Here is an 8,935-nt window from a genome sequence, read left to right on the forward strand (position 1 = left end):
CGATGTGGAGATCTCAGCCGACAGCACGGTCGGCGGCACGATCGTGGTCGCGGCCCGGTCGCGCCGCCGGCTGCCGACCACACTGACCTGGCTCGCCGTGACGCCGTTCGCGGCCTGGGCCGTGGCCAGGGTCGCGGGCCTCGAACGCGGATCACTGCCGACACAGCTCATGACCGCCACGCCGTACGTCGCGGCGGGCTCGCTCCTTCCGCTGCTCGTGGCAGCGGTCGGCGGCAGGCGCGCCGCCACGGCTGTCGCGCTGATCGCCACGACCGCGCTCGGCGTCAGCGTCCTGCCCCGCGCCCTGGGCACGGCCGACGCCACGGCCGGCCGGCCGATGCGCGTCCTCACCCTCAACATGCTGTTCGGCAAGGCCGACCCGCAGGCGGTGATGGACCTCGTCCACCGCCTTGATCCGGACGTGCTGAGCACCCAGGAGCTGACCCCCGGCGCCGTGGAGGAGCTCGACGCCCTGGGGCTGAAGACGTTGATGCCCAACCGCGTGCTCCAGGCCGAGTGGAGCGCCACCGGGAGCGGCCTGTTCTCGAAGTACCCGATGGAGGCGATGCCCGAGCTGGCGCCGTCCGTCGGTCACAACATGCCGGCCGCCCGGATCTCGCTGCCGGGTGGCAAGCCGATCGAGTTCCTCGACGTCCACCCGTTCCCGCCGCTGGGGCGGCAGGCGGCGGACTGGAGCCAGGCGCTCGGCGAGCTGCCGGCCGCCTCCACGGACGTGGTGCGCGTGCTGGCGGGCGACTTCAACGCCTCGCTCGACCACGCGTCGATGCGCGGGGTGCTGTCCCGCGGCTACAAGGACGCCGCCGACGAGGTCGGAGCCGGGCTCATCCCGACGTGGCCCGCCAACAAGAGGGTGCCGCCGATCATCACGATCGACCACGTGCTGGTGGACCGGCGGGTCGCCGTGCGTGAGGTCAGCGTGCACACGGTGCCGGGCACGGACCACCGCGCGGTCTTCGCCGAGCTCGCCGTTCCCTAGAACCCGTTCTGGAGGCGGCGGAGAGGGCCGGACCCGTTCTGCGGTGAGCTCAGCGCGCGGTCAGACCCGCCTCGGACAGCAGCGCGCGGGTGTTGTCCCACCCCTCCAGCCCCGGATCGAGTCGTGCCAGATCACCGGCGGCGCGCAGCCGGTGCCAGCCCGGGACGGTCGCCACCATCCGCCTGCCCGGCGCCTGCGCGCGCAGCGCCGTGACCGGGTCGGACTCGTCGAGACCGGAGCCCGCCCACGCGGGCATCGGCAGCCCGAACGCCATCGCGACCGCCCCTCCGCCCTCGGCGGGACAGACGCTCACCTGAGCTCGTCCCAGCTCGCGGAACAGCTTGCCGATCAGCAGCGGCGGCAGGTCGGGGGCGTCGGCCGCCATCACCACCGCCTGGTCGCCGTCCAGCCGCGCCGCGATGCCCGCCAACGGCTCGTCCTCGCCGACCTCGATCACCTCGGTGCCCGGCCAGACCAGCTCTTCCAGCCCCGGGACACTCGTCACCAGCACCGGGGTCACCAGGTCCAGACCGGCGACCACCTCGTAGGCGTCCTCGGCGACCGCCTCCAGGAACTCCCTCGGGTCCACGCCTTCGGGTACGGCGCCCGCCGTGCTCTGCCGTACGAGGACCGCGGCGACGCGCCTCAACACTCCTCCGGTGGTGCGCTGACGGCGGCCGAGAAGCCCTCGAGGAAGCCGCGTGCCCGCTCGGCCCTCGGGTACTGCTCCACCAGCGTCCAGAACGCGGGGCCGTGGCTCGGCACCAGCAGGTGCACCAGCTCGTGGATGATCACGTAGTCGATGACCCATTCGGGCAGGCCCTTGAGCCGGGTCGAGATGCGGATCGTGCCGTTCTCCGGAGTGCAGGAGCCCCATCGGTGCTGCTGGTTGTCCACCCAGCGCACGCTCGCCGGGTCGGCCCTGCCGTCGAGGAACTTCACCGACAGCTCCCGGGCCCGCGCGAGGAGGCCCTCGTCCGTCGGCCTCCTCCGGCGCTCCCGGGCAGCGAGCCGATCGAGCATCCGGCTCACCCATTCGTCCGCGTCCTGACCGGTCAGCCAGGCGGGCAGGAGCACGATCGTCTTGTCGCCGTCGCGGTATGCGGAGACCGTACGCCGGCGACGAGAACTGCGACGGACCTCGACTGTCTCGGGGGGCACATATGCACGTTAGCCGACACCGGCGAAATTCCACAGAGGGAAGGTGCTTGTTTCTCCTGGTCAGATGATTAAGACCCGGTGAATTTGGGCACGCGCCTTTCCCGCTGCGCGGCCAGCCCCTCGACCAGGTCGGCGGAGGCCATGGTCACGGGCTGTGCGAGCGCCTCCCAGCGCAGCGCGGCTTCCAGATCGGCGTGGCCGGAGGCCAGCGCGACTTTGGTGAGCCGGGTGGCGACGGGAGCGTTCCTGGCGATCTTCCGCGCGACCGCCGACACTTCCGTCATGAGGTCAGCTCGTGGAAAACAACGATTTACCAATCCTTTAATCTCTGCTTCCTTGCCCGAAATAGCCTGCCCGGTGAGCAGCATCTCCCGCGCCAGCCCCGTCCCGCCTCTCGCCGGCAGCAGGTACGTGGCCGCCATCCCCGGATGCAGGCCGAGCGACGTGAAAGGGGCCAGCAGCCGGGCGTCGTCGGCCGCGTACACGAGGTCGCACGCCAGCGCCAGGCACAGCCCCGCGCCGACCGCCGGCCCGTTGACGGCCGCGACGGTCGGCACCTCCAGCGCCGCGATGGACAGCCAGGAACGGTAGAAGCCGAGCATCCGCTCGCGCAGCCGCGGAACGGGCTCGGCGTTCCGCTCGCCCAGCCATGACAGGTCGCCGCCGGCGCAGAACGCGGACCCGGCACCGGTGACGACCACGCACCGCACGTCCCGGTCACCGGCCAGCTCGGCCATGGTGTCGCGCCACTGCTCGGTCATGCCGTCGGTCATGGCGTTGCGCCGGTCGGGCCGGTTCAGGGTCAGCCGCACGACACCGTCGGGGTCGCGCTCGACGAGGAGCTCACTCATGCGGGGAGCGTAACGACCACCGCCCACCGTCCTCCAGGCATCCACGCCACCACCAGGTGCGCGACGGCGTGGTTCCTGCCCTCCGGCAACGCTCCCGTACCCGACCTCCGCCCGTCGCTGTGGCGTTTTCATGATCCACCCCCGCCTCCTAGGTCATCCACAGCCCACCCCCCGCCTCCTCGGTTATCCACAGCCCGCGGAAAGCCGCCGCGCGAAGCCGCCACGACGTGGAAACCTTCCGGCCATGAGGCCACGTGTGAAGCCCGCCCTCCGGCGCATCCTGCGCGACGAGCGCACCCTGCAGCTCGGCGTCCATCCCGCCAAGGCCGTCGTCCTGACCGGTCTCACCGGTCCGGTCCGGAGATGGATCGCTCTGCTCGACGGCAGCCGCGACATGGGGCAGGTGCTGCGCGCCGCGTCCGCCGCCGGCCTCGACGAGCCGATGGCCCGCGCCATGCTCGATCAGCTGACCGCTCGCAGAGTGCTCCACGATGCCTCAGCCGGTCATGTGTCGCTGCGCGGGCTCTCGCTGGCCGAGCGCGACCGGCTGGAGCCCGACGTCGACGCCCTCGACCTGGCGTCGGCGGGCCCGGACGGCGGCTCCATCGTGTTCCAGGCAAGGAGACGGGCACGGGTGCGCGTCCACGGAGCGGGCAGGGTGGGGGCACAGATCGTCGCTCTGCTGGCATCGTGCGGTGTGGGCGACATCCGTGTGTTCGACCCGGGCCCGGTCCGGCCCCGCGACCTCACACCGGGCGGCCTGACGTGGAGCGAGCTGGACCTCAGCCGCCAGGACGGCGCGGTGGCCGTCGCCCGCCGCCTCACGTCCGGCGGAGCCCCGCCGCCTCCGGAAGCGGCAGGCGCCGCCCGCACCGAGCCGGACCCACGCCCAGGCCGGCGCCGACGCCCTGGACCAGGTCCCGTGAAATCCGGCGTCCGTCCCGTGAAGGACCACGCTCCCCCTGACCCGGCGCTCATGAGAACGGCCTCCCTGGGAGACGGCGCGCTTACCGTGGGGAACCAGGCTCACGCCCGCGCCGCGCCGGTCGTCACGCCGCCGGCCGCTCCCGGCACGCCTTCCGTCCTGGTACGAGCCGGCGGCCCCTACCTCGGCGACGGGACCCACCGCCCCGACCTCGTCATCCTCGCCCCCGTCGAGCCGCTCGACCTCCTGCTGGTCAACGAGCTGGCCGAGCTCGGCATCCCACACCTGCTCGTCTCCGCCTTCGAGGGGCACGGTTCCGTCGGGCCGCTCGTCCTGCCAGGCCGGACGGCATGCCTCCACTGCCTCGATCTGACCAGACGGGACCGTGACCCCGGATGGGCGATGGTGACCGCCCGGCTGGGCGGCTACCCGCCGGGAGAGGTCGCCTGCGACACCACCCTCGCGACGGTCGTGGCCGCCGCCGCGACCGGGCACGCGCTCGCCCATCTGGACGGTCATGCATCGGCTGTGACGAACTCCACAGCGGACGTCACCCCCGACTGGCGCTGGGGGAGCACGCCGTGGACGCCTCATCCGGAATGTCGTTGTATGCGAAACAATCCTTATTCGCTAAGAATGGTCGTGTCGCCCACCAGCGACTGACGTGTTCCGGCGACGACCGTCGAAAGGGGGAGCGGCTTCTTCCCGAGAGGCCGCGCATCAGTGTGAGCGATCTTCCACGCCGCGCCGTCACGCGCTCCGCCAAGCTGGCCTCTCTCCCACTGGGGTTCGCCGGGCGTGCAGCCCTCGGACTCGGCAAGCGGATCGGGGGCAAGCCGGCCGAGACGGTGGCCCTGGAGATCCAGCAGCGGACCGCCGAACAGATCTTCAAGGTGCTCGGCGAGCTCAAGGGCGGAGCTATGAAGGTCGGCCAGGCCCTGTCCATCTTCGAGGCGGCCCTGCCCCAAGAGATCGCGGGACCCTACCGCGCCACGCTGACGAGACTCCAGGAGGCGGCGCCGCCACTGCCTGCGGCCACCGTTCACAAGGTGCTGGCCGAGCAGCTCGGCGACGACTGGCGCGACAACTTCATCTCCTTCGACGACAAGCCCACCGCCGCCGCCTCCATCGGCCAGGTCCACCGGGCCGTGTGGCACGACGGCCGGGAAGCCGCGGTCAAGATCCAATACCCGGGGGCGGGCAAGGCGCTGCTCGGTGACTTCGCCCAGCTCGCGCGGCTCGGCAAGCTCTTCGGGGTCGTGCTGCCCGGTCTCGACATCAAGGCGGTGCTGGAGGAGCTGCGCGAGCGCATCGCCGAGGAGCTCGACTACCTCCGCGAGGCCGAGGCCCAGCACGCCTTCGCCCTCGAGTTCATGGACGACCCCGACTTCCACGTCCCCGACGTGATCGCCGCCAACGAGATGGTCCTCGTCTCCGAGTGGATGGACGGCACACCGCTGTCCCGCATCATCGCCGAGGGGACCAAGGAAGAGCGCGACCGGATGGGGCTGCTGTTCGTCCGCTTTCTCTTCTGCTCGCCGGCCCGCGTCGGCATGCTGCACGCCGACCCCCACCCGGGCAACTTCCGCATGCTGCCGAACGGCAAGCTGGGCGTGCTCGACTTCGGCGCGGTCAACCGGCTTCCCGAGGGCTACCCCAAGGCGTTCGGCCAGCTGACACGGATCTTCAACAAGGGCGACATGGAGACCGTGATCAACGGGTTGCGGGAGGAGGGCTTCATCCGCCCCGGGATAGAGGTGGACCCGGACGCCCTGCGCGCGTTCCTCGCCCCGTACGTCGAGCCCACGGCGGTGGAGGAGTTCACCTTCAGCCGCGAATGGCTCCAGGCCCAGGCCGCCAGCGTCACGGACCTGCGCCCCACGAACGTGGTACGCCAGCTCAACCTCCCGGTGTCGTACGTCCTCATCCACCGGGTCCACGCGGCCGGCATCGGGGTCCTGTGCCAGCTCAACGCGACGGCGAGGTTCCGCGACGAGGTCGTCCGCTGGGTCCCCGGCTTCGCGGACGACCCGAACGACGAGGCCCTGGCCATCGGCTGATTCGTCGCCCTGTACGCGTACCTGCTGGTGAAGGCGTCAGGTGCCCGCTCGCAGAACACCGGGCGGGCCGACCTGCGCGTCATCCCCATCCGCTCAAGATTCCCGGTTCAGGCAGCCGTAGGAGCGTCTCGCTGCGCGGGACCGTCCGGACGGGCACTCGCGCCCGGCGTCAGACCGCCTGATACGTCAGCAGATAGCGCCAGAACACCAGCCGCCTGATCCGCGCCCCCGGCAGCAGCGTCGCCGCCTCGCTCCGAATCTCCTCCAACGTCATGCTCGCCGCCTTCACCGGTGCATCGACCTCCGGGGCGGGACGCCGGATCAGCGCGAGCCGCATGGCCGCGTTGGCCGGAATGGCGACCAGGTCGAGCAGGTAATCCGAGGGGGCACTCATGCGGTAGCAGCCCAGCACGGTCAATACCCCGCCGGGAGCGAGAGCCGCCCGCAACTTCCGTACCGTGTCGAAGGGCACATGATGCAGGCTCGCCAGGCACGAGATGTAGTCGTAGTGGCCGGCAGGCAGCTCCATGGTCGTGATGTCGCCGTGGATGTAGGTGATCCCGGCGCCTGTCGCGGCGTGGATCACGGCCTTGTCGGGGTCGACCGCGTCGACCTCCAGCCCGCGGGCCGTCAGCGCGCGTGCGAACCGCCCGGTTCCGCACCCGACGTCGAGCGCCCTGCGCCCCCCGTCCGGGATCTGCCTGATCAGCACCGGGTGGTAGTGATCGTTGTGATTGAAGGTCATCCGAAGATTGTCCCGACCACGGCGGGGCGCGGGGCCGCTTCCCTCGAATGGAGGCTGACCCTGCATGCGACGCCGTCCTGACCGGCCAGGCCGACGCTGACGTCGAACGGGAGGACGAGGCCGGGCCGGCTGCAGGAGCCGCCCGGGGGGATCAACGGGTTGAGATCGTCCTCGAGCGCAGGATTACCTGCCTCGATCCTCTACCAGTGCGCGGGCGGGGGAGGCGCTGGAGAGCCTGACCGAGGGCTTCTACGTGCAGGTTCTGAAGGATGACCTGATCGGGCCGTTGCTCCGGCACTTGGATTCCGGCCATCCCGGATACGTCGCCATCCGGCTGGGGGAGGTGTTCGGTGGCCCGAACCGCTGCACCGAGGAACGTGGCGGATACGTGCACATGCTCTCCATGCATCTCGGCGAGGCGATCACCGAACCCCAGCGGCGCCGCTGGGTGAGCCTGTTCATGGAGGTCGCCGACGAGGTCGAGCTGCCTGGCGATCCCGAGTTCAGGCGGCGTTCGCCGGCTGTATCGAGCGGGGCACCAGATAGGCGCTGCGCAACTCGTAGCCGGACACCAAGCCGGTGACCAGCGCGCCGGCTCCGGGGTGGGTGGGGCGTCGCGCCGCCGTGTCAGCCCTGAGGGACGTACTAGCGGGCCGAACGCGGATTGTCGTCCTCGAAGTACGACCGGGACTCTTCCAGCGGGTCCACGTACGTGTCCGACTCCCGCTCGTCTTCCTCGTGGACCCATCGAGAGATGCCACGTGCCACCTCGTCGTCGATCTCGTCGATGCGATGCCGTTGCGGAAAGCTGTCGCGGTACATGGCGACGTGCGACTCCTGTACGTCGTCGCCCATGTCATGACTGATTTCGTAGAGTTGCTCGCTCATGGCACTCACACTTTGATGATCATGATGGCCGCCCTTCGCACGGCCCAGCCGGTGAGAATGAGGCCGAAGATCGTCTCTCCGATGCGCATCCAGAGGGTGGAGTCCGCGTCCGCGTAAATCACGACGCCAACCCACATCAGGCCGAATATCCCAACAAAGGCGACCGCCGCCCAATTCAACCCTCGCTGCCACATACGCGCAGTCTGACAGCCATAGCACCAAGGGCGGGTATCTGCGGAGTTGTCATCCGGTCACCCCGCCGGCGGCGCATCGCGCACCGCTGGTCCCCGCGCAGCCGCCGGCGGCGCTCTGTGCTCCGTCGGCGGCCCATCAGTGGGAGAGCCGGCGGCCGGTGCCGACACAACGCCGCAGGCGCATTCCCTTCGGGCGGCGCTGGACGTTCTCCTCCAGGCATGCGAGCAGCGCCTCCGCCGCCCGCGCGTCGGACAGGATGCGCTGGACGGCCGCGCCGTCCTCGGGCAGCTGGCCGTGCTCGGCGAGCTCATGCTTGAGGAAGGTCAGCGGGTCGGGGGCGCCGACGCTGTCCGCCGCCACGGTCGCGCGGGCGGCCGTGAGCAGACGCAGGTAGTACGTCCGGAGGATGGCCTCGCGCATGCGGGCGTGCTCCAGGTCGTCGATCAGAGTCCGGGCGACCCGCAGCAGGTCACCGGCGTGGGTCGCCTCATCGGCGAGGAAGGCGCGGATGTCGTCGAACTCCGAGCGAGTCATAGCGGACACCTCCATGGGCGCAGAGTGCTCGTACGTACTTCGTACCGTTCGGCGATTGCGGATGGGTTGACGTCGGCTTGCCGCGCGGCCAAGCCGGCTCTCCTCGTACGACCAGCTGGGGACATGCCGAGGTTTGATTGACACGAGGGGAGGGAAGGACCGTGGGATTACCTGTGTGGCGCAAAGCAGGTGCGTCGGGCTGCTAGAGTTGCCGACGCAGGGCAGCCGAAGGCTCTCAGGAGCCTCGGAGGTGCCCGGCAACTCCCCTCTTCTTCTGGCTCGATGACGGACGATTCGCATGTGTCCGGATCGACTGGTAAGTTAGAGGGGTTGCCCCGGAGACGGGGTAAGTCGGAATTCTGAAAGCGCCGAATTTGACAGTAAATCGGGTCGCTGAAAGAATAAAGACACAACGAAAGACCGAAGCGAAAAGCGCCTCTCGCAGTTCCGGAGAGTACGCGTCCGTTTCTTGAGAACTCAACAGTGTGTTAAAAGCCAGTGCATGATGCACAACCCCGTCATTTCGGTGACGGATTCCTTTTTTCAGTTAGGTTCAGACCTTTTTTGGAGAGTTTGATC

11 protein-coding genes are annotated in these 8,935 nt (G+C 69.7%); 4 read left to right on the forward strand and 7 right to left on the reverse strand.

The window, feature by feature from the left end; genetic code table 11:
• The first annotated feature begins 4 nt into the window (after positions 1-4).
• Positions 5-997: an endonuclease/exonuclease/phosphatase family protein gene (locus tag MTP10_RS29045; protein ID WP_310713064.1), complete on the forward strand. Its 993-nt coding sequence runs from the start codon at positions 5-7 to the stop codon at positions 995-997.
• A gap of 49 nt (positions 998-1,046) precedes the next feature.
• On the opposite strand, the gene MTP10_RS29050 is transcribed toward MTP10_RS29045, so the two are convergent.
• The 3 genes from MTP10_RS29050 to MTP10_RS29060 form a co-directional block, all read right to left on the reverse strand.
• Positions 1,047-1,646: a hypothetical protein gene (locus MTP10_RS29050; protein WP_310713066.1), complete on the reverse strand. Its 600-nt coding sequence runs from the start codon at positions 1,644-1,646 to the stop codon at positions 1,047-1,049.
• Positions 1,643-2,158 (reverse strand): M48 family metallopeptidase, encoded by a 516-nt coding sequence (locus MTP10_RS29055; protein WP_310713068.1) that lies wholly within the window; start codon positions 2,156-2,158, stop codon positions 1,643-1,645. Before MTP10_RS29055 ends, MTP10_RS29050 begins: the two co-directional genes overlap by 4 nt.
• 68 nt (positions 2,159-2,226) lie before the next feature.
• Positions 2,227-3,009, reverse strand: coding sequence for an enoyl-CoA hydratase-related protein (locus tag MTP10_RS29060; protein WP_310713069.1), 783 nt, complete (start codon positions 3,007-3,009; stop codon positions 2,227-2,229).
• Between the two features lie 244 nt (positions 3,010-3,253).
• Between MTP10_RS29060 and MTP10_RS29065 the strand changes: the two genes are divergently transcribed.
• Together MTP10_RS29065 and MTP10_RS29070 are read left to right on the forward strand one after the other, a co-directional pair.
• Complete coding sequence (locus MTP10_RS29065; RefSeq protein ID WP_310713070.1) at positions 3,254-4,597, forward strand: hypothetical protein; 1,344 nt, start codon at positions 3,254-3,256, stop codon at positions 4,595-4,597.
• A 62-nt stretch (positions 4,598-4,659) separates the two neighbouring features.
• A complete protein-coding gene (locus MTP10_RS29070) occupies positions 4,660-5,994 on the forward strand; it encodes an AarF/UbiB family protein (RefSeq protein WP_310713071.1) in 1,335 nt (444 codons plus the stop codon).
• Positions 5,995-6,163: 169 nt separating this feature from the next.
• On the opposite strand, the gene MTP10_RS29075 is transcribed toward MTP10_RS29070, so the two are convergent.
• Positions 6,164-6,739: a class I SAM-dependent methyltransferase gene (locus MTP10_RS29075; protein ID WP_310713073.1), complete on the reverse strand. Its 576-nt coding sequence runs from the start codon at positions 6,737-6,739 to the stop codon at positions 6,164-6,166.
• A 253-nt stretch (positions 6,740-6,992) separates the two neighbouring features.
• On the opposite strand from MTP10_RS29075, the gene MTP10_RS29080 reads away from it, so the two are divergent.
• Positions 6,993-7,322 (forward strand): hypothetical protein, encoded by a 330-nt coding sequence (locus MTP10_RS29080; protein WP_310713074.1) that lies wholly within the window; start codon positions 6,993-6,995, stop codon positions 7,320-7,322.
• Between the two features lie 62 nt (positions 7,323-7,384).
• Here the strand turns inward: MTP10_RS29080 and MTP10_RS29085 are convergent, their stop codons facing one another.
• From MTP10_RS29085 to MTP10_RS29095, 3 genes are all read right to left on the reverse strand, one after another.
• Complete coding sequence (locus MTP10_RS29085; protein ID WP_310713077.1) at positions 7,385-7,627, reverse strand: hypothetical protein; 243 nt, start codon at positions 7,625-7,627, stop codon at positions 7,385-7,387.
• Between the two features lie 5 nt (positions 7,628-7,632).
• Positions 7,633-7,821, reverse strand: coding sequence for a hypothetical protein (locus MTP10_RS29090; RefSeq protein ID WP_310713079.1), 189 nt, complete (start codon positions 7,819-7,821; stop codon positions 7,633-7,635).
• Between the two features lie 136 nt (positions 7,822-7,957).
• A complete protein-coding gene (locus tag MTP10_RS29095) occupies positions 7,958-8,356 on the reverse strand; it encodes a hypothetical protein (protein WP_310713080.1) in 399 nt (132 codons plus the stop codon).
• Between the last annotated feature and the right edge of the window lie 579 nt (positions 8,357-8,935).

It is taken from the genome of Nonomuraea sp. 3-1Str, assembly GCF_031570565.1.
In the GTDB taxonomy this organism is placed as follows: Bacteria; Actinomycetota; Actinomycetes; order Streptosporangiales; family Streptosporangiaceae; genus Nonomuraea.